A 19758-nucleotide genomic window follows, 5' to 3' on the forward strand; every position below is an offset into this window, starting at 1 on the left:
CTTCGTCGCCCTGCCCGGCGGCACGTCCCGCGCCGGGCCGGGCCCGGAGTCCGGGTTCGAGGGCCGGAGTCCACGCGCGAGGGCCGGACCGTCCGCCGCAACGGCGTGACCCGCCCTGGACGTTCGCGCGGAGCCGGCCTCGTCCGGCTGCACGACGGTCCGCCCCCCGGAACGGCGGGGTCGGGCAGGCCGTCTCGTACCGACGGCGGGCGACCCGGACGGGAGGCGAAGGCCGCACCCGCACCGGCCAGGGGTGCGCTGCGGCGTCCGCCGGGCGAGGAGGCGACCTCCGGGGCGGCGACGTGTCGGACGGGCCGAACCGCGCACGGTCCGGCCCGCGACGTCCAGGGCACCGGCGGGCCTGATCCGCCACCCGCCCGGCAGGTCGCGGCCCGTGGAGGTTGGTCCGGATGCCACCGTGCGGGTGCGGCGGAGCGATCCGGCGGCCACGTTGAGGAGATGGACACCGTCGTCGTTCTTGAGCTGGACATCCCGACCAATATTCGGATTCTCGGACCCGACCACCTGCCGGCGGACCCGGAGAACCCGGTGCGCCGCGTGCACGCCGCCCCCACGGAACCGTCGGGCGCCTGCGGCCCCCTCACCCTGTGCGGCCTGGACACCGGCGAGATGACCCTCGCCCCGTACCGGCTCGCCGACACCGACGAGCCGGTACTTCGATCGCACTGGCACGCGTGCAGCACCTGCCGGACCGCGCGACGGACCGGGGCGCCCACCGCCGCCGAGCCCGCCGCCGCCGAGCCCGCCCCGGACGACCGCACGCGCGGCGCCCAGGCGGCGGAGACCGCAGCACCCTGAGCAGCCGCCCGGTCTCCTGACGGGTGGTAGGAACGGCTCTCCCGCCCGGAGACACCGGCGCTCATCGGAGCGGATCCGACCGCGCAGGCCCGCACCCGCGTGGCCGGACCGGGGCGGCGGGTGCGGGCCTGTCAAAACGGGGCGGGCTCAGCTCTTGGGCTCGTCCCCCGGGCGGTCGACGATGCCCGTCTGCAGGACGGCCGTGGCGAAGTCGTAGCCCTTTCCGTTCCCGGCACCCGGGGGCGGGCTGCCCACGGGCGGGAGACCGTCGGGCCCGCCGGGCGGGAGGTCCGTGAGCAACACCTGCCGCACGCCGAGGAACGCGCCCGTCCCCGTGTCGAAGACGAGCGACACCCGCAGGGTGCCGTTGGTACCGACCAGCGCGACGCCGTGGCGTCCCGCCGCGTCCACCTCGTCGGCCACCACCGCGGTCCCCGGGATCTTCGCGGCCGCCTCCATCAACGCTCCCGCGACGGCCGGGGGCGCACTCACGTTCTGGAAGATCATCTGGACGTTCCCGAACGCGAGCTGGTAGCGCAGCTCCTTCGTCACCGGCACACCGACCACCTCCTTGGACCGGTCCGCCGCGAGGAGCAGCTCCAGGAGCTGCTGCGGATCGGTGGGCAGCGAGGCGACGAACTCGTAGGTCGGCCTGTGGAGATCCGCCTTCGTCGGCGCACCGGTGGCGGTCCCCAGCAACGCGGGCCAGGTGACCCGACCATTGCCGTCCGCGCCGAACATCGTCGGGTCCACGATCAGGCCGCTGGACCGGCCGTCGACCGGCATCCAGGTGGTCCGCTCGCGCTTCGACTCGCGCGCCCCGTCCGTGATCTGCCGCTGGTAGGTGAACTGGGCGTTCCCTGCGCCCGGGTCCGGACGGCTCGCGACGGCCTTCGCGGCCCGGCCCAGCAGACCGGCGGCATCCGTCGGCTCCGGCACGGGCGTGGCCGACACCGTCGGTGCCGTCGGTGCCGCGCTCGCCGAGGCGGCGGGGGCGGCCGGGGCGTGGCCGTCGTCGTGGCGTCCCGGACCGGCCACGGTCACGGCGGCCACCGCGGCGATCGCCAGCGGCGGGGCGATCCACCAGACCTTCCTCCGCCGCGACCGCGGCGCCGACGTCTCTGCGGCGATCTCACTCATCAGGTGCTCCCTCAAGAACCGGTGGCGGTCGGCGGTGAGCATCTCGGGTGTGTCGTTCATCGGATCTCCCCCTGCATCGACCGGGCGGCACGAAAGCCGCTCTCCCCTACCTGTCCGGGAACGGCAGCGGGTTCCCGACGTTCCATCAAGTCCTTCTCGGCGAGCGAACGCAGTCGGGCACGAGCCCGCGAGAGGCGGGAGCGCACGGTCCCGACGGGGATGCCGAGAGCCTCGGCGGCCGACGCGTAGTCGAGCCCCACCCAGACGCAGAGCCTGAACACCTCGCGCTCGCTCCGCCGCAGCTCCGGCAGCGCGCGCCGCACCGCCGCCAGCTCCGCGCCGGCGTCGATGCGGGCGACCAGTTCCTCCGCGAAGTCCTCCACCGGCTCCCGCTCGCCGAGCCGCTCCAAGGCCGCCCGGTGCCGCCTGGCCGCCCGCGCGGTGTTGCGCAGCACGTTGGTGGCGATCCCGAACACCCAGGGCCGCAGGCCTTCGTCGCCCTCGTGCAGCTTCGCGCGCAGCCGCCAGACCTCCAGGAAGGTCATCGACACCACGTCCTCGGCCCCCGCCCGGTCCCCCAGGGTCCGCAGCGCGTACGCGTAGACGGCCTGGGCGTGCGCGTCGAAGAGCTCCCCCATGGCATTGCGGTCCCCGGCGCGCAACCGCGCCCGTTGTGACTGTTCCATGCCGTTCCCTGTCCGCACGCCCCACCGGGTTCCCCGTGATCCCCCTCACACGCCGCGCGGTCCGGCCGCCGGCACGGCGGTTCCCTGCGGAGGACCCGAGGCGGGCCGGGGCCGTCGGGCAGCGGTGGCCCGGGGGCGTCCGCAGGCCGCCGGGGCCGGGAGCCCCCAAGCTACACACCGCCGGGAGGGCGACCTCCGGAACGGCGACCCCCGGCGAGCCGTCGGCGGTGCCGCCGAAACACGAACCGTCCCCGGCATTGCTCGACGTTCTCGCGTCCGTCGAGTTCGTCGGGTACTCCGGGTTCGTTCGAGTTCGTCGAGGTCCGCGATAGGCGCCCGGGCCGCGAATGCGCCGGGCGCTCCGTCGAGGCGTGGCAGCGGCCGGGACTCGGGGCAGGAGGATCCCCGGTCCCGGCCGTGGGAGGCTCGGCCGCCGGGGGGAGCGGCCGTGCTGCTCAGCAGCCCGTCAAAGGGGGTGGTGGGGCTGCTGTGACCGGAATGCTAGACCCGCCCAGGCCGCTGTGAAAAGGCCTGCGACCTGGTCTTTTTCAGACGCAGACATGTCACGACACCGGTTCGCCCACCGCCGGGAGGATCTCGGGCGGCCGGGGCCGTCGACCGGGCCACCGGCCGCCGGATCCTGCGCCGAGGGGTGGCGTTCCCTCCGGCTGCCGGCGCTACGGCCGATCATCCACGCCATTGGTTCCGGTACGGCCCATTGGTGTACGAAGTTGGCCGAGAACACTCTCCCGATTTCATTGTCATGCGCGCGACGATCGACCGGGTCCCCGTGACGGAAACGGGATCGGATCCCGTGCGGAAAGAAGAGAGAACACATGCGTCTGCCCATTCGCCGATCCCTCGGCGTCATCGCCGCGGCCGCAGCCGCGCTGGTCGCCACGGCCGTACCCGCCGGGGCCGCACCGGCCACGACCGCACCCGCCACGGCCCCGGCGGCGGCAGCCGACCAGCGTCAACCGATCTACGCCATCGCGCACCGGGTCGACACCCTGGAGGGCGTGGACGCCGCGCTCACCCATGGCGCCAACAGCATCGAGATCGATGTCTGTGCATGGTGGAACCCGAACGAGTGGCGGGCCTATCACGACTGCTCCTCGGCCGGTGACAACCGGCTGGGCCCCAGCTTCGACAGCATGATCGACCGCATCGTCGCCAACGCCAACTCCGGGCGCCGGCTGGCACTGGTCTGGCTGGACATCAAGGACCCGAACTACTGCGGGGAGGAGCAGAACCGCGGGTGCAGCGTCGCCGGACTGCGCGACAAGGCGCAGCGGCTGACCGCTGCCGGGATCCAGGTGCTCTACGGCTTCTACGAGTACCACGGCGGCAGCACCCCGGACATCGGCGGCCGGGGCTGGAAGAGTCTGGAAGGCAGGCTCGGCAGCCTGGAGGGCATCACCACGACCGGGACCCGCGATCAGGTCCGAAGCGCCTTCGACCGCTCCGGTGCCGCGATCCCGGCCGGTCACCGGGCGATGGACTACGGCGACAGCGACATCACCAAGGGATTCGGCAACTGCACGGAACCCACGTACAACACGTGCGCGGAACTGAAGAAGGGCGCCGGGGACCGTGCCGCGGGCCGGCTCGCGGCCACCCTGTCCTGGACGACCACGTACAACGATCCGTGGTACGTCGACAAGCTGCTGGGCGACGCGCGCGTGGACGGCATCATCGCGGGCTACGGCAGCTTCACCGGAGTGCGCGAGTACGACAACGGCTGGCAGTGCGCCAACGCCGTCAACCTCGTCCGTGACTGGGTGGGCCGCCACGGCGCCACCCATCGCATGGCCACCAGCGGCGACCGCCTGTTCAGGTAGGGCAACCGCCCCGGCCACGGGGTCCGTACCGCTCCGCGTCCCTCCTGACGACCGGGTACCCACACCGTCGACACCTCCGACACCGGGACGACGATCGATACGAACGTCAGAGTCACACCATCCGGCAGCCGCAGCAGGTTTGTGGCTTCCACCAGTACGACGCCCCCGCCGGCGAGAGGGAGACTTCCCGCCAGGGCCGCGGCCTGTTCCGAAGGCCGACGCCAAGGACAGTAGGGGGAACAGCACGATGAGTGGTCAGCTGTACGACGAGATCGGCGAGGCGTTCGAGGGCTTCAAGACCCTCCCCCTCGCGCGCTACGCGGAGGTACCCGGCTTCCTCGCCCTCGTCGGTGACGTGACCGGCAGGTCGGTCCTCGACCTGGCCTCCGGAACCGGCTTCTACAGCCGGGAGTTCAAGCGACGCGGCGCATCCCACGTCCTCGGCGTCGACATCTCCTCCGCGATGGTCGAGGCGGCGCAGGCGCTGGAGGACGGCGACCCGCTGGGCGTGCACTACGAGATCGGCGACGTCGCCGAGTTGCGCACCTTCGAGCAGCGCTTCGACATCGCTGTCGCGGTCCAGCTGTTCAACTACGCCGAGGACGTCGCCACCATCGAGCGGATGTGTCGCACCATCCACCGCAGCATCGCGGACGGGGCCGAGTTCTTCGCCTTCGCGCAGAACCCGGACTTCCGCTTCGACGGGCCGTCCCTGGCCAAGTACGGCTTCCTGTGCGAATCGCTCGGCGAGGAGACCGAGATCGGGCCGCGGGTGAGGATCACCGCGCTCCTCGACCCGCCGATCTCGTTCGTCGCGAACCCGCCCAGCCGCGAGGTCTACGAGAAGTGTCTGCGGGCGGCGGGGTTCAGCGAGGTGACCTGGGTTCCCCTGGAGATCTCCGCCGCCGGCGTGCGCGAGTACGGCAAGGAGTTCTGGGACGACTACGCCGCCAATCCCCCGCTGACGATGCTGCGCTGCCGCGCCTGACCCGAGCGGCCCGTCCCCGGTCCTGCCGGGGACGGGCCGCCAGGCGGTGGGCCGTCAGACTCCGGACTCAAGGAGGCTGGGCCGTCAGGCGGTGGGCCGCCAGGCTTCGGACCGTCATCGCAGCCCGGAGCGGGCGCACGTCGGCGTCCTTCCGGCCGGATCTCCGGCCACGACCGGGCACGGATGATCCGTCAGAATCACCGGCCGATCATGTGGTTTGATGTCCGCTGCTGATCTTCGAGGTGAAGAACGAAACGGGGGCACCACGATGGACAGGCCGAAGCGGCACGGGCGCAATCTCGCACTGGCGGGGGCGGTCGCCGCACTCGCCCTGGGGACGGGCGCGTGCAGTTCCGACGGCGGCGGGGCGGCGTTCCGGGCCGGGGTGGTGCTGTCCGAGCCGGACCAGGTGCGGGACGCGCTGCCCGGCCAGGCCACGCTCCCCACGGGGTGGCGGCTCGCCTCCGGCGCGAAGCCGCCGCAGGTCATCGAGCAGGCCGAGGCGTCCAGCACCTGCCGGAAGAAGCTGGTGATCAGCTGCTCCGGTCTCCAACTGGGCGGCACCGTCCGGTACGAGTTGGCTGCCAACACCGACAACGACATCCGCTTCACCCTGCTGACCTTCGACAGCGTGGAGAACGCCGGGCCCGCCTTCGACGCGATGGTGTCGTCGCTGGAGAAGGACGACGACAAGGTCCGCCGGATCAACGTCAAGGCGGCCGCCGAACAGTCACAGGGCTTCGAGCGGCCCGCCGAGTCGAGCGACTCCGCGGGCGGGGTCGTCGCCTCGGCCATGGCCTTGCGGGTCGGCACCGTCGTCGTCCTGATCGAGCTCGACGAGGACGAGCGCGACCACAGGACGCTGCAGCAGTTCACCGCGCTCCAGGCGGAGCGGATCAAGCGGGTCCAGCAGGGTACGGACCCGGACGCCTGACCCGCCCACCACTCGCCCTCACGGCCTCCCGACGGTCCGCCCGCCGGGAGGCCAGGAGCTTTCGGAGAATTCCGTGCGGCGCGGGGCCGAACCGGAGCAGGATCCTCCCATGACGGACATGCGAGCGTTCCGGGATGCGGTCACCGAATGGGCGGCGGGCAGCCCCGGCGGGCCGGCGAATGAGCTGGCCGCGCACCTGCGCGTGCGGACCGCGGTACTGCTGGAAGGGCCGAGCGACGTCGCGGCCGTCGAGGCGCTGGCCGCGCGGCACGACCGCGACCTCGCCGCCGAAGGGGTGTGCGTCCTGTCCATGGGCGGGGCGATGAACGTCGGCCGCTACGTCAGCCTCCTCGGGCCCCCGGGGTTGGGCCTGCGCCTCGCCGGGCTGTGCGACGAGGGCGAGCAGCGCTTCTACGACCGCGGTCTTGAGAGGGCCGGCGCGCCGCGGGAGGGGTTCTTCGTGTGTGCGGCGGACCTGGAGGACGAACTCATCCGCGCGCTGGGCGTGGCACGGGTCGAGGAGATCGTCCGGGCCGAGGGCGACCTCGCCGCCTGGCAGACCTTCGTTCACCAACCCGCGCACCGAGGCCGGCCCCCGCACCAACAGATGCGGCGCTTCCTCGGCACGAAGAAGGGCCGCAAGATCCGCTACGGCCACCTCCTGGCCGAGGCCCTCGAATCCGAACGGGTACCCGCGCCCCTCCACGACCTGCTCGCACACCTGCGACCGGAGCGCCGGTCGCCGGACTCCGCCCGGGGCTGACGGGGCCGGCAGGCCGGAGCCGCCGAATGATGCTTCCTCAGATCAGCGCGATGGCGAACACCCAGAGGTGCGGGGGCTCCGGCAGGACGGCGTAGTGGACGATCGCCCGGTCGACCGTGATCACGCGGACCGAGCCGTCGAGGTCGTAGCGGTCGGCCTGCGGCCATGACCACGGGTCGGCCTCGGCCTGCTCCAGCGCCCCGCGCAGACTCTTGCCCACCTGCGGGTCGAGCTCGCGCACGACCAGGCCGACCTCACGCGCGAACCGGGCCGGGAACCTGGCACCGCTCACGGACCGAACACCTCGTCCATGCCCATCGCCCCGTCCTCGCCGCACCCGCCGGCGACCCACCGGTGGAAGGCGGCCGCGGCAAGCGCGTGGGCGCGGGCCACCCGCTCGGCCGCCGTTCCGGCAGCGGCGGCCTGATCAGCGGTCAGAACACGCGCGATGTACTCGTTGACGCTCAGCCCCGCCTCAGCGGCGGCCGCACGAACGGCTTCCTCCAGCTGCTCAGGCAGCTCGACCATGGTGGACATACCCACCACGATAGCCAGCCACGGCGTCCGGGCAGCGGCACTCGGCCAACCCGCCCCCGGCCGACCCTGCCGGAGGTGCCGCCGCGCCCCGGGGAACCGACAAACGGCGGCCCGGCAGCCCCGGGATCGAGCCGGTCAGCGGCGGGGAGGGTGGTGGGCGGGGAGTCGGACCGCGCTTCGGTCCGGGGCTCCCGGTTCGGCGAGCCGCTTCACCCTGAAGGTGCTCATTCGAGGGAGGCGGCGAAGCCGGCCATCGCGGTGAAGTCCGGGTGGCGCAGGCCGATGCGTGGATTGACGTGGTGCAGCAAGGCCCGGCCGAGGTGGGCGGCGGCGATGTGAGCGTGGTCCGCATCGGTCTGCTCGTCGTCCACCCAGACGAAGGGCCGGCCGTCGGCGCGGGCGACGAGTGGCGTCGACTTCCAGTGGACTCCGTCCGGGCGCTCGCGCATCAGGGCGTCACCGAAGTCCACGAACGGCAGAGGCGGGAGGCCGAGGACGGGGCCGATCCACCGGTTCGCGTCGCTCATCCAAGCGCTGGCCCAGCACAGTTCGAATCCGAGGGACAGCAGAGCCTTCCCGTGGGCGGGGTTGAGCCACACCGTCTCCGGCCGCACGTAGGACCGCGGGCTTCCGACGGCGGAGGGGCGGCGCGCCTCGGGCGGCAGGTGGACGGCGGTGTAGTCGTCGGGGCACGTGCCGGACGGCGTCGCGTACGGGTTCAGCGGCCCGTCGATGTCCAGGAACAACAGTGGTCGTCGGCTCACACTGCCCCCCTGGTTCGGTCGGTCACGTCATCGCAGCGCATCCCGGCCGGCTGAGTGTCGTCGGCTGTCGTGATCTCTTGCTTGGCCGTGTGATCTCGCCTCGGGCGGGCCGTTGCCACGGCGGACCCGGCAGCGCCCTCGCTCTCGTATCCGGAAGAGGGGCTCACCAGCTGTCAGACCGGGTCCTCGTCGGCCGGCGAAGGCACCGCGTGCGGGCGCAGGACCATGAGCGGGCCTTCCGAGGTCGCCACCATGGCGAAGGGGAACCGGTCGACCTCAAGACAGAGCGCAACGTCATCGGGATGGACTCCTTGGCGCACCCCCTCCGCCAGTTCGGTCGCGGCGCGCGACTCGGCGGCGCGACGAAGGAACTCGGCAGGATCCGTCGCGGCCTCGGTGGCCCTCCGGGCGATGTACTGAGCGCACGCCAGGTCTTCGTCGGCCTGCCCGTCCTCGCCGGTGACCACGAACGTGACACCGGCACTCCCGCGCGTCCGCAGGAGCCGAGCCGTCGCCTCCGCCACCACGAAGCCGGCACACAGCACCAGCGACGCCTCCTTGACCGCGAGGGCTCCGACCGTTCCGGCCGTGGTCTTCTGCACGACGGTCCGCCCGCCGAGGTCGACGGACCGGAGCAGGCCCGGCGAGTTGACCAGGTCGAACCCGGGCGCGGACGGCCCGTCCTTGAGCGCCACCCAGTCCGGGTGGCGGGCCTTCAGCGCCAGGGCTTCATCCAGCGACTCGGCAAGAACGATCTTCTCCGCCCCCCGGGCGAAGGCCCAGGCGGCCACGGTGCAGGCACGCATGACGTCGACCACGACCGCCACGGACGGAACGTCGACCAGCTCGGGGATGCCAAGAAAACGGGTGTCCATTCCGGTCATGATCGCGCATCTCCGGACCGAGGCGGCCGGAGCGTGAGGCACGTCACATCAACGGTCTCGGCAGGCGATACGCCCGACCGCCTGCGCCGCGCAGCCGGTCCACGAACGCGATGTCGAGCGGCGGTTCGTCCTGATCCGCACCGGCGGCCGGCCACCGCGCACGCCGGTCAGCGCAGGCTCTCCTTCGACCCGGGTGTCCGGCCGGAGCCACCCGGGAGCAGTTCGTCGGCGCGGTGGGCGACCTCGTGGTGCAGGGCGTCGCGCACGACGCGGACGGCGGGGTGGGTCACCGCCTCCCGCCGCACGGCCAGCGTGATCGGCAGTCGGATGTCGACCTCCTCGGGCAACAGCCGCCGCAGTCGGGCCGGTTCGGCGAGGAAGGCCGGCAACACGCCGACGCCGGCGCCCAGCCGGGTGGCTTCGAGCTGGGCGAAGACGTTGGTGGAGGAGAACGCGGGTGTGATGCCCGGCAGATGACGCTCGATGTCGAGGTCGCCCACCTGGAGCATCGACTCGATGTAGAAGATCAGCGGATGCTCCCGCAGTTCGGCGACCGAGCCGGGGGGCCCGCACCTCGCGAGGTACTCGTCGCTGGCGTACAACCCCAGCGCGTAGTCGGTGAGGTGCTCGGTCACCAGTCGGCTCCGCGGTGGCCTGCCGATGGCCACGGCGAGGTCGAAGCCGGCCGGCCTCAGGTTCAACTGCCGGGTGGCCGTAATGAGTTCGGCGCGCAGCCGGGGGTGGCGCCGGCGCACCCTGGCCAGCGCCGGGGTCGCGAAGACGGTACCGAAGCCGTCCGGAGCGCTCACCCGGACGGTGCCGTGCAACGACGGCGCGTCCTGGCCGGACACCGCGTCGACGACGTGGACGAGGGCATCCTCGATCGCGCGAGCGCTCTCCGCGACGGCCCTTCCGGTGTCGGTCAGGCCCCAGCCCTCCGTACCGCGCTCCATCAGCCGCACCCCGAGGGTCCTCTCCAACGCGGTGATCCGACGGGACACGGTGGTGTGGTCCACGCCGAGCGCGTCGGCCGCGCTCACCAGGCGCCCCGTACGGGCGACCGCGAGCAGGTACCGCAGATCGTCCGCGCGCAGTGTGCGCGGATCGAGACCGCTGCGCTCCGCCCGCGGAGGCGGGTCCGGGTCGTCGTCGCCGGCCGGGCGGGAGCGGGAGCGCACGGCACCAGCGTATCTGCATTCGCGCACACCCCGTCTGCACGATTGGCGCTTGAACGCACCACCTCGCGGGCGGCACAGTCGAAGCACCGTCGGCCGGCGCACCCGGCCGCCGTTCCGCCCACCGTCGAGGGGTCTCCATGGTTGCCGGCCTGTCCCTGCCCCGGATCGTGCGCGTCGGCCGCGGCGCCGCCGAGGAACTGGGCGACGTCGTCGCGGGACTGGGGCTGAGCCGCCCCCTGCTCGTCACCGATGCGTTCCTGGTCGGGACCGGCGCGGCCGAGCGCCTGACGGCGACGCTGCTCCGGGCCGGGCTGAGTCCGCGACTGTTCTCCGACACCGTGCCCGATCCGACGACCGACTCGCTGGCCCCGGGGCTGACCGCGCTGCACGACCACGGGGCGGACTCGGTCATCGGGTTCGGCGGCGGCAGCCCGATGGACAGCGCCAAGGCCCTCGCCCTCCTGGGTGCGCGGGGCGGCCGCATGCGCGACTACAAGGCGCCGTACGTCAACCGTGGCCCGGCGCTCCCGGTGATCGCCGTCCCCACCACCGCCGGCAGCGGATCGGAGGCGACCCAGGTCACCGTCATCACCGACAGCCGCACGGACGAGAAGATGCTCTGCATGGGCCCGGCGTTCCTGCCGCTCGCCGCCGTGGTCGACGCGGAACTGACCATGTCGATGCCGCCCCGCCTGACGGCCGACACCGGCATCGACGCCCTCACCCACGCCGTCGAGGCGTACGTCAGCCGCAAGGCCAACCCCTTCACCGACGGCCTCGCCCTCGCCGCGATCGCCACCATCGGCCGCCATCTGCGCCGCGCCTACGCGGACGGCTCGGACATCGGCGCCCGCGAGGCCATGATGCTCGCCGCGACCCAGGCCGGCATGGCCTTCTCGAACTCCAGCGTCGCCCTCGTTCACGGCATGAGCCGCCCGATCGGCGCCCACTTCCACGTCGCCCACGGCCTGTCGAACGCGATGCTGTTCCCCGCGGTGACCGCCTTCTCCGTGCACGCGGCACCCGGCCGGTACGCCGACTGCGCCCGCGCCCTGGGAGCCGCGACCGCGACGGACTCCGAGGAGACGGCCGCCGCCAAGCTCGTCGACGCCCTCCGTGAGCTCTGCCACGACCTGGCCGTCCCCACGCCACGCGCCCACGGCATCGACCCGGACGCGTGGACCCGCCTGACACCCCTCATGGCCGAGCAGGCCCTGGGGTCCGGCTCCCCCGCCAACAACCCCGTCGTGCCCACCGCCGACCAGATCCACGACCTCTACGCCCGGATCTACGCCTGATCCCGAGGAGGAGCGGCGCAGCGGCCCGACGACGGACTGGATCCGGTAGCCGTTGCCGGCGACCGGGTGACGGTCCCGTCCATGGTCGGTCAGCGTCGCAGGCCGGGTGCGGCCCCCGGCGTGGTCGACCTGTGCCCCCTCGGTGCGCGACGTCGCGGTGACCGGGCCGACTCCGGTGCCACCCGGAGGTGCAGTGCGGCGAGCAGGACGCAGAGTGCGGCCATCGCCGACCACAGCGCGGGCGCCCCCGCGTGGGCGAGCAGCTGGGTGCCGAGGACGGGTGCGAGCGTCGCGGCGATCCCCCAGCTGGTACCGAAGACGGCCAGGTAGCGGCCGCTCGCGCCGGGTGGTGCGAGGTCGGTGACGAGCGCGTAGATGCGGCCCATGACCAGCAGATCGCCGAGGCTCGTCACGGCGGCCGAGGCGAGCAGTGCCGGCAGGGTGCGGGCGAGGGCGTAGCCGGTCAGCCCTGCGGCCAGGAGGAGATGGGCGAGGGCGAGGGCGACGGGCGTGGTGAGCCGGGTCACGCGGGGCAGGCGGACCAGTGGCTGGGCGAGCACGGTGGTGGCCGCGGCGGCGGTGAACAGCAGGCCGGCGTCGGCGGCGGGCAGGCCCTGCCGTGCGAGGGCGAGCGGCAGGGTGATCACGGCCTGTTGGTTGATCAGGGCGTAGGCGGTTCCGGTGGCCAGGACGCTCAGCAGGGCTCGGTCGCGCAGCGGTCGTACGGCGGTGTCGTCCTGGTCCGCGCCGGGTGGTTCGGGACGGTCCCGGGGAAGGGCCAGGTGGATCAGCAGTGCGCAGGCCAGGCAGGTGGCGGCGTCGGTGACGAAGAGCCAGCGCAGGTCCCAGCGTCCGAGGAGGGCGGCGAGCAGTCCGGCGCCCATGCCGCCCGCTGCGAGCGCGGCGCTGAACAGGCTGAACGCGCGCACCCGTTGCTGCTCCGGCACGGACTCGCCGATGATCGCCTGGCTCGGGGGCTCGTAGAGTTCGAAGGCCAGCCCGAGCAGCACCGCCCCGGCGACTGCCCAGGTGAGCGACGTGGAGGCCGCGATCGCCAGCTGTGCGGCGGCGCATCCGCAGAGCCCGAGCACGATGGTCGTGCGCCGGCCGATCCGGTCGGCGAGGTGTCCCCCGGCCAGCCGTGAGGGGATCGTCGCGAGCCCGAAGGCGGCGCTGACCAGCCCGGCGGTGGTCAGGCTCGCGCCGTGGTCGGTGTTGATCAGCGCGGTGAGAAAGGGCAGCGAGAAGGCCCCGAGCCGGTTGACGACCCGGGCGAGTAACAGCAGGCGGACGGTGCGGGGCAGTGGTTCGGAGCGCGACACGGCGCCTCCTGTTCTCGTGCGTCGTCGATGTCAGTGAGCAGCGGGGTGGTACGTGGGCTGATGTCCGTGCGGTCGTCGTGCGACCTGCGAGCCCTGCCCGAGGCCGTCGGCGCCGGCCGCGGCATCGGTCGGCGCCGCCGGGTCGGTGATCCACCGTCAGGTCGGGCCGACGCCGCGGGCGAAGTGCGGCAGCATCATCGCGACCAGGGCGTCGACATCGGCGTCGACCATCGGTTCGCCGGTCATGCCCATCCGGTGGAGCAGGGTTCCGACGACGACGTCGATGAAGAACAGGACCTTGTGCTCCGGCTCGTCGAGCGCGTCCTGGAGGGCGAGGCGGTACGGGTCCTGCAGCCGTGTGGAGAGGATCTCGCGCAGGGCCGGGTCGCTGACGGCGTCGCTGAACACGCCCGCGAACGCGTCGCCCACCCCGGGCTCGCCGATCTTCGCCGCGATCCAGCGGATGGTCGAGGACATCAGCTCGGCCCGGTCGGCGCCCTCCTCCAGCGGAGCCGGGCCGAACGCGTCGAGGAGGCAGTCCACGATCAGCGCGCCCTTCGACGGCCAGCGGCGGTAGACCGTCGTCTTCGCGATGCCGGCCGCGACGGCGATGCGCTCGACCGTGGCGCGCGCGTAGCCGATGTCGCGGACCGTGCTCAGGGTGGCGGTGAAGACCTCGGCGTCGAGGCCGGCGCGCGGGCGTCCGGGCGGTCGGGCGGGAGGAGGCGTTCGAGTCATTCCCTCACCATAGCCAGTTCCGCTACCTTAGGTATCGATACCTAAGGTAGCGAAACCACTCGGGGAGGAGAACGCATGAGCGGGGACAGCGGTGCACGGCAGCCGTCGGCGAGCAGCGGCGGGTTGCGGCAGCAGGCATCGGGGGGTCAGCCGGACTGGGAGGCGATGACCGCCGAGGAACTGGCCGCCTACAGCGAGGCGGAGAACCGCAGGCGGGCGTCGCCCGCGATGCGGGCGATCACCGGGATGCCGGACCCCGGCGCCGCGATCGACTGGCAGTCGCTGGCACTGCCCGACCGTCGTCTGCCGGTCCGGGTCCACCGGCCGGTGCGCGAAGGCGGCGCCGGCGCCGCCGACCGGGCGGCAGCCCTGCCCCTCGTACTCCACGTCCACGGCGGCGGGTTCGTGGGGACGGCGGTGCAGAGCGACTGGATCAACAGCCATCTCGCCGCCCGGCTGCCGGCCCTTGTCGTCTCGGTCGAGCACCGCCTCCTCGCCCCGGACACTCCGCTGTCGGCCGCCGCCGACGACGGCTGGGAGGCGCTCGACCACCTGGTGCGGCACGCCGCCGACTGGGGCATCGACCCGGCGCGCATCGCCGCGTTCGGCGAGAGCTGCGGCGCACTGATCACCGCCCTGGCCGCCATCCGCGCCAGGCGGGCCGGCCTGCACCTGCGGGCACAGGTGCTGGTCAACCCCGTCACGGACGTGACGGGGACGATGCTCGACCACCCCTCGGTCGCCGAGCACGCCCACAGCCCGACCCTGACCGTCCCCCAACTGCGGCTGGTGCACCGGCTCGCCTTCCCCCCGGGAACCGATCCCCGTGCGCTGTCCCCGTTGCACGCCGACAGTCTCGCCGGGCTCGCGCCGGCGCTGGTGGTGGTGCCGGGCCATGACCCGCTGGCCGACCACGGCCGCCGCTACGCCGAGCGCCTGCGCGCGGCCGGAACGCCCGTGCGGCTGACCGAGTTCCCCGAGGCCACGCACGCCTTCGTCAGCATGCCGGCCGTCGTGCCGCAGGCCGAGGCGGCACGGACGGAGATCACCGGGTTCCTCCGCGACGCCCTCGGCCGCCCCGGCGGCCGCTGACCGCGCGAGTCCAACGGTTCGGGCCGCGGCGTCCACCGGCGACCCGCGGCCCGAACCGGGCGGTCGACGCCACATCACGGGCGTCGTCGCTCCAGAAAACTGATCAGGCATTCCAGTGCGAGCTCGAATTCCTCCACGCCCATCGTGCACGTCTCGAACTGCCCGTACAGGTCTCCGATCTCGGCCCGGTCGGAATCGATCCTCGTCACAGCCGCGCTGGATGTCCCGAGAACGTAATCGGATCCGAAATCCCGCCACATCCTCCGCCACTCGCGGAGGTAGGTCTCCGCGCTTTCCGCTCTGGCGCCGAACGGAATGATCAACGTCTCAAGAGCGAGCCTTACGTTCTCATCCGTCCCGACCGGCCCCTCCGGGATGACCAGATCATCCTCATCAACCGCGAAAGACCACACCGCAGCCTCCGTTGCTCCGCTACTTCCCCTCCGGGAAGAAGGTCGACGGCGCATATGTTCCATTTGCCGTCTTCTGAAGAAAGCCCGTCATTCTGACGCCATGGTAATCCCCGGTGACCATGGTCCCTTTACGCTTGTACACGCCGTAGTCGAACAGGTGCTGACCGGCTGCCATCACGTCCTCGGCCGTCCAGCTGGGCGGGAAGAAGGTGTGGCCGACGTTGGCGACCTTTGGGAGGATCTCGCCCCCTGGAAGGCGAGCCCCGACCGTCCCGTCCACCGTGACCGTACCGTCGGCATTGGTGACCAATGTGCCGTTGATGAATCGATCCTCGGGGATGCCGCCGGTCTGGTCGGGGTGGAGGTGCCAACCCGCGAACTTGTTGTCGTCCGTGACCACACCCTCCAGAACGTGCTGACGAGCCTCCGGAGTGATCGCGACGCAGTTGTGGACCAGGACCGGGGTCGCGCCCGCCAACACGTAGTACGTGTGGACGTCACTGACGGTCAGGTTGTACGCGACGAGGTCCTGCGGATAGGCGCGGGTCGCAATGATTCCGACCGTCGTGCCGTCGGGTCGACGCAGTTCATCGCCCGGCCCGAGATCCGCCGCATCGGTGAACGTGCCCGTGCCGGCCTCCCAGAACGGGTGCCCGTCGGTGGCGTGCAGTGTCGCGCCGTCAGCGATCGTGACGTCGACCATGGTGTGCGGTCCGGCGTGCCGGATCGCTGCGGTCACCGCGTGAGGTGCTGTGTCCCAGGTGGTCGGGTCGGTCGCGCGGACCTGCGTGCCGGGGGTGATCCGCTCGATCGGCAGGCTGCTGCCGTCGGCGAGCAGAACAGGCGTGCCGGCGGCGAAGCTGTTGGGAGCGTCGCAGGACGAGACGGACTCGACCTCATCGATGATCTTCTTGCCGCCGTCGGCGACCGTGGCCTGGCCGCCCTTTGCGAGAGCGGAGTCGAAGGCCTCCTGCCCCGGGCCCGGAGCACCCGAGGTGTCCCAGACCTCCAGTGCCTTGTAGTGGCCGTTCGGCTTCGGGACCAGACCGTCGTACCTGGCCACGGGAACGAGCCGGGCGAGGTCGGAGGCGGGAAGGCGGTTCACCGCGGCGGGCGACAGATAGGCGGTGACGGGCCGCTTGTCGACCTTGACGCCGTTCTTCGCGGCGTATGCGTCGATGGCCGCGTTCTTCCCGGCCGGGGAGCGGTGGTCGCCACCCTCCGATGACACACCGGTGCCGCGGGTGGTGAGGTTCGGCGGGCGCGCGGCGTCGACACCCCGCGCCATCGACGACGCACCGGCGGGCGGCGGGGCGTCGATGAGGCTCTGGTTCGCCGTGGCCATCTGCTGGAGCATCTGCTGGCGCTGGGACACCAACCCCTGCGCTTCGCTGAACAGCGCGGTGGCCTTCGTGCTGTAGGCGAGCGTGTCGGCGCTGAGCTTCGCCAGATCGGTCGCGAGCTGGGCCCTCTTCGCGTTGGCCTGCGAGCTCTCCGATTCGAGCGCGGCCCGCTCCGTCTGAAGCTGGGCCGCTTCGGCATCGAGCCGGGCCTTCTCCGCGTCGTACGCGCTCGCGGCCGCGGCCTCGGCGGGCAGCTGGAAGACGTGCGGTGCGGCGTTGTGCGCGGCGATCCTGGAACTGAGGGCGGTGCTCTTGGCATTGAGGGCGGCGATCCTGGACGCGATGGCGGTGGTGTCCTTGCCAACGGCGTCGGAGCTCGCCTTGATCGCCGCAGTTCCCTGAGTGATCTTCTGTGTCTCTGCCGCGAGTTCGCTCACCCGTTGCGGCAGCGTCCCGATCTGCTGACCGAAGGAAGCGATCCGGGCGTTGAGGCCGGCGGGGTAAGCGGCACTCGGCCGCAGCGGCTCGGGAACAGGTGTCCCGGAAGCCAGCGCGGCCAGACTCGCCACCGGCGGATCGGCCGTCGGGGTCGCGGTGCTCTCCCCGGCCGTGAGCACCGGAACCAATGCCGCCAAGAGCACCAGGCACATGCCTCGCCACCCGGCGACCGACGCCCGGGAGGCGGCCCTTCGGGCTGACCCGCCGTGCGCGGTCATTCGGTCACCTTCGCGGCGACCTGGTCCGCGATCTTCGCGACGGCCGGCTTGCCGTCCCCTGCTTCGCAGAGCGCCACCTGCAGGATGGTCCGGCCTTTGAGCCGGGCCTGTCGGTAACAGGCCCAGCCGTCCCCGGCGTCCTGCGTCGCGGTCCAGCCGACGGCGTCCGAGGTCACGGTGTCGGACTTGTAGGTCCACTCCGACGTACGGCCGTCCTGGTCGGTCCGCACGGCGGACGGGCATCCCTGGAGCCCCTGGCCCAGCGCACGGAACACCGCGGCGGCCTTGTCCCCGTCGGGGTAGACGCCGACGACCTGGGTGACCGTGTAGTCGCCCACCCCCGCGGCGTCCTGGTAGGTCGCCGACAGGAACGCCGTCCACCCCTGCCCGTAGACCGCCTTGGTCGCCGGCCCCACCGCCACCGCGCAGTTCGACGGCTCGGCGCCGAGCCCGTCGGGTGGCTCACTGCCCCTCGGACCGGAGACCACCGTGGTCCCGGCCAGCCTGCTGACCTCGTCCGGGGTGAGCAGGTTCGCCTGCACCGTCCCTGCCGCCACGTGCAGGCCGGCACCCTCCGACCCTCGCAGCCACAGCCAACCCCCTACGCCTGCCGACCCGATACAGAGCACCGCAACAACCGACAGCAGCAGACGCTTCACCTTCCCCGGGCGAAGCCGCCCGCCCGGCCCGGCCTCCCCGAGGGAGGCCGGCGGCCCCGCCGGGCGGCCGTCCGACGGCGGGCCCCCGTCACCGGCTGGTCCCGGAGGGCGGGTCATGGCGGCTGTCAGGCCGCCGTTCTCCGGGCCGGCCGTCGGTGGCGCGATGTGGAAATCGGAGTCCTCGACCACACTCATCTCCCCCATGACATATCGTCATTTCAGCGACGTGGGTCACGTTCCGTGAATGCCGCCGACGCATAGGGTTGCCCAGTCGGCGCGACGCGGCAAGCCCTTCCCCGCCGATTTGAGGCCCCCCTGAGCATTTCCTCGGGCCACCCAACCGCCGCCCGCTGTCAGGGCGTTCACCGATCGGGAGCACCGAGGGTCGCTGCGGGGCGCCGTCGGGCGCGTACGAGGGGGCATCCGGTGGCGCGTTCGGCCCGGTCGGCGGCGTGCCTTCCGGGGCGGGCGTCAGAACGCCGTGCGGGTGTCGCTGCGGGTGTCGCCGACCGGGATCCGCTCGTCGTAGAGCCCGGCGCGTGCCGAGCGGCGCCACGGGCGGGCGTACCGGACGGCCATCTCGATGTCCCTGTCCCGCGAGTCGAGGTCGATGTCGGCGATCGCCAGGCCGGGACGTCCGTCCGCGGGGCAGCGCGCCAGCCACCGTCCGCCGGGAGCCACGATCCCGGACGGCACGGTGGTGCTGAACTGCGCCGGGAGCGAGTAGCCGAGCCAGTAGTTGTGGAGCGTCCCGTACGCCTGGGCGACGCGGGCCCGGGGCGCGTCGTCGACCATCACCGACAACAGGACGCAGTCGACGTCCAGGCGTTCGTACTCGGCGAACAGCTCCGGGAAGTTGGCTTCGATGCACAGGGCGAAACCGAACCGGATGCCGTCCACCGCGAGGACGAGCGGCTGCCGTCCAGGGGAGTACAGGTAGGACACCTCGGTGTGCGACAGGAACCGCTTGTCGTACCGTGCGACCGGACGGCCGCGGTCGGAGACGACGTAGAGGCTGTTGTGGGGCCGGTTCGGCGGCGTGAGGGGGTGGAGCGATCCGAACACCGTCCACAGGCCGAGCTCGCCCGCCGAGGCGGCGATCGACTCCGCCTCCTCGCGCAGGACGTCCCAGGCGGCACGACTCCAGTCGGCCGGAGCCGGTTCGCCGGACGGGCCGAGCGCCATCACGCGCTTGCTCGGGTAGGTGATCGCCCCCTCGGGGAACTGCACCAGCCGCGCCCCCGCCCCGGCGGCCTCGGCCATCAGGGCCCGGATCTCCTGCCCGGCCGCCCGCAGCGCTCCGCGATCCGTGGGGTCCTCCGGCACCGTGCTCTGCGCGACCGCCAACCGCAATGTCCTTGCCACGGCGTGGACGGTACGGCACGTCCGAACGCCTGGCCAGACCCCCGGCGGGCGGCGGCCGTACGGGGCGGGGCCGGGGGCGGTTCACCGGGGGCGGTGGTTTCTGCGGCCGGGGGCGGTTCGTGCCCGTTCGGACACGGGGCGAGTGCGCCGGTGCGCAGGGGTTGTGACTCCCCGCTGCCCTTTCGCCCGACGGCCTGGACGGGCCGGGCGACCGCGAATGAGCATCGGATGACCCGGCGTCACATCGCTGCTCCTGCGGCTTTGCTGCCGCTGCCGAT

20 protein-coding genes are annotated in these 19758 nt (G+C 72.5%); 7 read left to right on the top strand and 13 right to left on the bottom strand.

The genetic code is table 11. From position 1 onward, the window contains the following. The first annotated feature begins 459 nt into the window (after nt 1-459). Nucleotides 460-819, top strand: coding sequence for a hypothetical protein (locus ACFVYI_RS24235; protein WP_387889038.1), 360 nt, complete (start codon nt 460-462; stop codon nt 817-819). 147 nt (nt 820-966) lie between these two features. Here ACFVYI_RS24235 and ACFVYI_RS24240 read toward each other — a convergent pair whose 3' ends face one another. Both ACFVYI_RS24240 and ACFVYI_RS24245 read right to left on the bottom strand, forming a co-directional pair. Continuing rightward, entirely contained in the window at nt 967-2019 is a 1053-nt protein-coding gene (locus ACFVYI_RS24240; protein WP_387889041.1) for a CU044_5270 family protein, read from the bottom strand. Continuing rightward, the gene (locus ACFVYI_RS24245; RefSeq protein WP_387889044.1) at nt 2016-2645 is read right to left on the bottom strand and encodes an RNA polymerase sigma factor; all 630 of its coding nucleotides are present in this window, start codon (nt 2643-2645) and stop codon (nt 2016-2018) included. Before ACFVYI_RS24245 ends, ACFVYI_RS24240 begins: the two co-directional genes overlap by 4 nt. Before the next feature lie 836 nt (nt 2646-3481). Between ACFVYI_RS24245 and ACFVYI_RS24250 the strand changes: the two genes are divergently transcribed. The 4 genes from ACFVYI_RS24250 to ACFVYI_RS24265 all read left to right on the top strand — a co-directional run bounded on the left by ACFVYI_RS24250 (nt 3482) and on the right by ACFVYI_RS24265 (nt 7171). Then, nucleotides 3482-4486, top strand: coding sequence for a phospholipase (locus ACFVYI_RS24250; RefSeq protein WP_387889047.1), 1005 nt, complete (start codon nt 3482-3484; stop codon nt 4484-4486). Between the two features lie 247 nt (nt 4487-4733). Next, nucleotides 4734-5474, top strand: coding sequence for a class I SAM-dependent methyltransferase (locus ACFVYI_RS24255; protein WP_387889050.1), 741 nt, complete (start codon nt 4734-4736; stop codon nt 5472-5474). 268 nt (nt 5475-5742) lie between these two features. Next, entirely contained in the window at nt 5743-6408 is a 666-nt protein-coding gene (locus tag ACFVYI_RS24260) for a hypothetical protein (RefSeq protein WP_387889052.1), read from the top strand. Between the two features lie 109 nt (nt 6409-6517). Then, complete coding sequence (locus ACFVYI_RS24265; protein ID WP_387889054.1) at nt 6518-7171, top strand: TOPRIM nucleotidyl transferase/hydrolase domain-containing protein; 654 nt, start codon at nt 6518-6520, stop codon at nt 7169-7171. 37 nt (nt 7172-7208) lie between these two features. Here ACFVYI_RS24265 and ACFVYI_RS24270 read toward each other — a convergent pair whose 3' ends face one another. The 5 genes from ACFVYI_RS24270 to ACFVYI_RS24290 form a co-directional block, all read right to left on the bottom strand. Further along, complete coding sequence (locus ACFVYI_RS24270; RefSeq protein ID WP_387889056.1) at nt 7209-7463, bottom strand: hypothetical protein; 255 nt, start codon at nt 7461-7463, stop codon at nt 7209-7211. Further along, on the bottom strand, nt 7460-7708 hold the full coding sequence (locus ACFVYI_RS24275; RefSeq protein WP_387889059.1) for a hypothetical protein: 249 nt from the start codon (nt 7706-7708) through the stop codon (nt 7460-7462). The genes ACFVYI_RS24270 and ACFVYI_RS24275 overlap by 4 nt, the downstream gene beginning before the upstream one ends. A gap of 224 nt (nt 7709-7932) precedes the next feature. Then, nucleotides 7933-8472: a hypothetical protein gene (locus ACFVYI_RS24280; protein ID WP_387889061.1), complete on the bottom strand. Its 540-nt coding sequence runs from the start codon at nt 8470-8472 to the stop codon at nt 7933-7935. Between the two features lie 173 nt (nt 8473-8645). Beyond that, nucleotides 8646-9347, bottom strand: a complete 702-nt coding sequence (locus ACFVYI_RS24285) for a 2-phosphosulfolactate phosphatase (RefSeq protein WP_387889101.1) — start codon at nt 9345-9347, stop codon at nt 8646-8648. Between the two features lie 176 nt (nt 9348-9523). After that, nucleotides 9524-10534, bottom strand: a complete 1011-nt coding sequence (locus ACFVYI_RS24290) for a LysR family transcriptional regulator (protein ID WP_387889063.1) — start codon at nt 10532-10534, stop codon at nt 9524-9526. 137 nt (nt 10535-10671) lie between these two features. Here ACFVYI_RS24290 and ACFVYI_RS24295 point away from each other — a divergent pair, with 137 nt between their 5' ends. Next, nucleotides 10672-11832, top strand: a complete 1161-nt coding sequence (locus ACFVYI_RS24295) for an iron-containing alcohol dehydrogenase (RefSeq protein ID WP_387889064.1) — start codon at nt 10672-10674, stop codon at nt 11830-11832. Nucleotides 11833-11921: 89 nt separating this feature from the next. On the opposite strand, the gene ACFVYI_RS24300 is transcribed toward ACFVYI_RS24295, so the two are convergent. Both ACFVYI_RS24300 and ACFVYI_RS24305 read right to left on the bottom strand, forming a co-directional pair. Continuing rightward, the gene (locus ACFVYI_RS24300) at nt 11922-13154 is read right to left on the bottom strand and encodes an MFS transporter (RefSeq protein WP_387889067.1); all 1233 of its coding nucleotides are present in this window, start codon (nt 13152-13154) and stop codon (nt 11922-11924) included. 156 nt (nt 13155-13310) lie between these two features. After that, nucleotides 13311-13892 carry a TetR/AcrR family transcriptional regulator gene (locus tag ACFVYI_RS24305; protein ID WP_387889069.1) on the bottom strand — a complete coding sequence of 194 codons (582 nt, stop codon included), beginning with the start codon at nt 13890-13892 and terminating at the stop codon, nt 13311-13313. Between the two features lie 165 nt (nt 13893-14057). On the opposite strand from ACFVYI_RS24305, the gene ACFVYI_RS24310 reads away from it, so the two are divergent. Further along, nucleotides 14058-14984: an alpha/beta hydrolase gene (locus ACFVYI_RS24310; protein WP_387889103.1), complete on the top strand. Its 927-nt coding sequence runs from the start codon at nt 14058-14060 to the stop codon at nt 14982-14984. Nucleotides 14985-15058: 74 nt separating this feature from the next. On the opposite strand, the gene ACFVYI_RS24315 is transcribed toward ACFVYI_RS24310, so the two are convergent. From ACFVYI_RS24315 to ACFVYI_RS24330, 4 genes are all read right to left on the bottom strand, one after another. Next, nucleotides 15059-15397 carry a hypothetical protein gene (locus tag ACFVYI_RS24315; protein WP_387889071.1) on the bottom strand — a complete coding sequence of 113 codons (339 nt, stop codon included), beginning with the start codon at nt 15395-15397 and terminating at the stop codon, nt 15059-15061. A 19-nt stretch (nt 15398-15416) separates the two neighbouring features. Next, nucleotides 15417-17390, bottom strand: coding sequence for a polymorphic toxin-type HINT domain-containing protein (locus ACFVYI_RS24320; RefSeq protein WP_387889074.1), 1974 nt, complete (start codon nt 17388-17390; stop codon nt 15417-15419). A 62-nt stretch (nt 17391-17452) separates the two neighbouring features. After that, nucleotides 17453-18013, bottom strand: a complete 561-nt coding sequence (locus ACFVYI_RS24325; protein WP_387889076.1) for a sensor domain-containing protein — start codon at nt 18011-18013, stop codon at nt 17453-17455. A 573-nt stretch (nt 18014-18586) separates the two neighbouring features. Continuing rightward, a complete protein-coding gene (locus tag ACFVYI_RS24330; RefSeq protein ID WP_387889078.1) occupies nt 18587-19480 on the bottom strand; it encodes a carbon-nitrogen hydrolase family protein in 894 nt (297 codons plus the stop codon). Between the last annotated feature and the right edge of the window lie 278 nt (nt 19481-19758).

Origin of the sequence: Kitasatospora sp. NPDC058218, from assembly GCF_042882445.1 — a bacterium.
GTDB lineage: Bacteria > Actinomycetota > Actinomycetes > Streptomycetales > Streptomycetaceae > Kitasatospora.

What these genes read in the sequence shown, in the direction of transcription:
- ACFVYI_RS24235 (WP_387889038.1), top strand. Translation starts at nt 460, where the DNA reads ATGGACACCGTCGTCGTTCTTGAGCTGGACATCCCGACCAATATTCGG.
- ACFVYI_RS24240 (WP_387889041.1), bottom strand. Translation starts at nt 2,019, where the DNA reads ATGAACGACACACCCGAGATGCTCACCGCCGACCGCCACCGGTTCTTG.
- ACFVYI_RS24245 (WP_387889044.1), bottom strand. Translation starts at nt 2,645, where the DNA reads ATGGAACAGTCACAACGGGCGCGGTTGCGCGCCGGGGACCGCAATGCC.
- ACFVYI_RS24250 (WP_387889047.1), top strand. Translation starts at nt 3,482, where the DNA reads ATGCGTCTGCCCATTCGCCGATCCCTCGGCGTCATCGCCGCGGCCGCA.
- ACFVYI_RS24255 (WP_387889050.1), top strand. Translation starts at nt 4,734, where the DNA reads ATGAGTGGTCAGCTGTACGACGAGATCGGCGAGGCGTTCGAGGGCTTC.
- ACFVYI_RS24260 (WP_387889052.1), top strand. Translation starts at nt 5,743, where the DNA reads ATGGACAGGCCGAAGCGGCACGGGCGCAATCTCGCACTGGCGGGGGCG.
- ACFVYI_RS24265 (WP_387889054.1), top strand. Translation starts at nt 6,518, where the DNA reads ATGACGGACATGCGAGCGTTCCGGGATGCGGTCACCGAATGGGCGGCG.
- ACFVYI_RS24275 (WP_387889059.1), bottom strand. Translation starts at nt 7,708, where the DNA reads ATGTCCACCATGGTCGAGCTGCCTGAGCAGCTGGAGGAAGCCGTTCGT.
- ACFVYI_RS24285 (WP_387889101.1), bottom strand. Translation starts at nt 9,347, where the DNA reads ATGGACACCCGTTTTCTTGGCATCCCCGAGCTGGTCGACGTTCCGTCC.
- ACFVYI_RS24295 (WP_387889064.1), top strand. Translation starts at nt 10,672, where the DNA reads ATGGTTGCCGGCCTGTCCCTGCCCCGGATCGTGCGCGTCGGCCGCGGC.
- ACFVYI_RS24305 (WP_387889069.1), bottom strand. Translation starts at nt 13,892, where the DNA reads ATGACTCGAACGCCTCCTCCCGCCCGACCGCCCGGACGCCCGCGCGCC.
- ACFVYI_RS24310 (WP_387889103.1), top strand. Translation starts at nt 14,058, where the DNA reads ATGACCGCCGAGGAACTGGCCGCCTACAGCGAGGCGGAGAACCGCAGG.
- ACFVYI_RS24320 (WP_387889074.1), bottom strand. Translation starts at nt 17,390, where the DNA reads ATGTGCCTGGTGCTCTTGGCGGCATTGGTTCCGGTGCTCACGGCCGGG.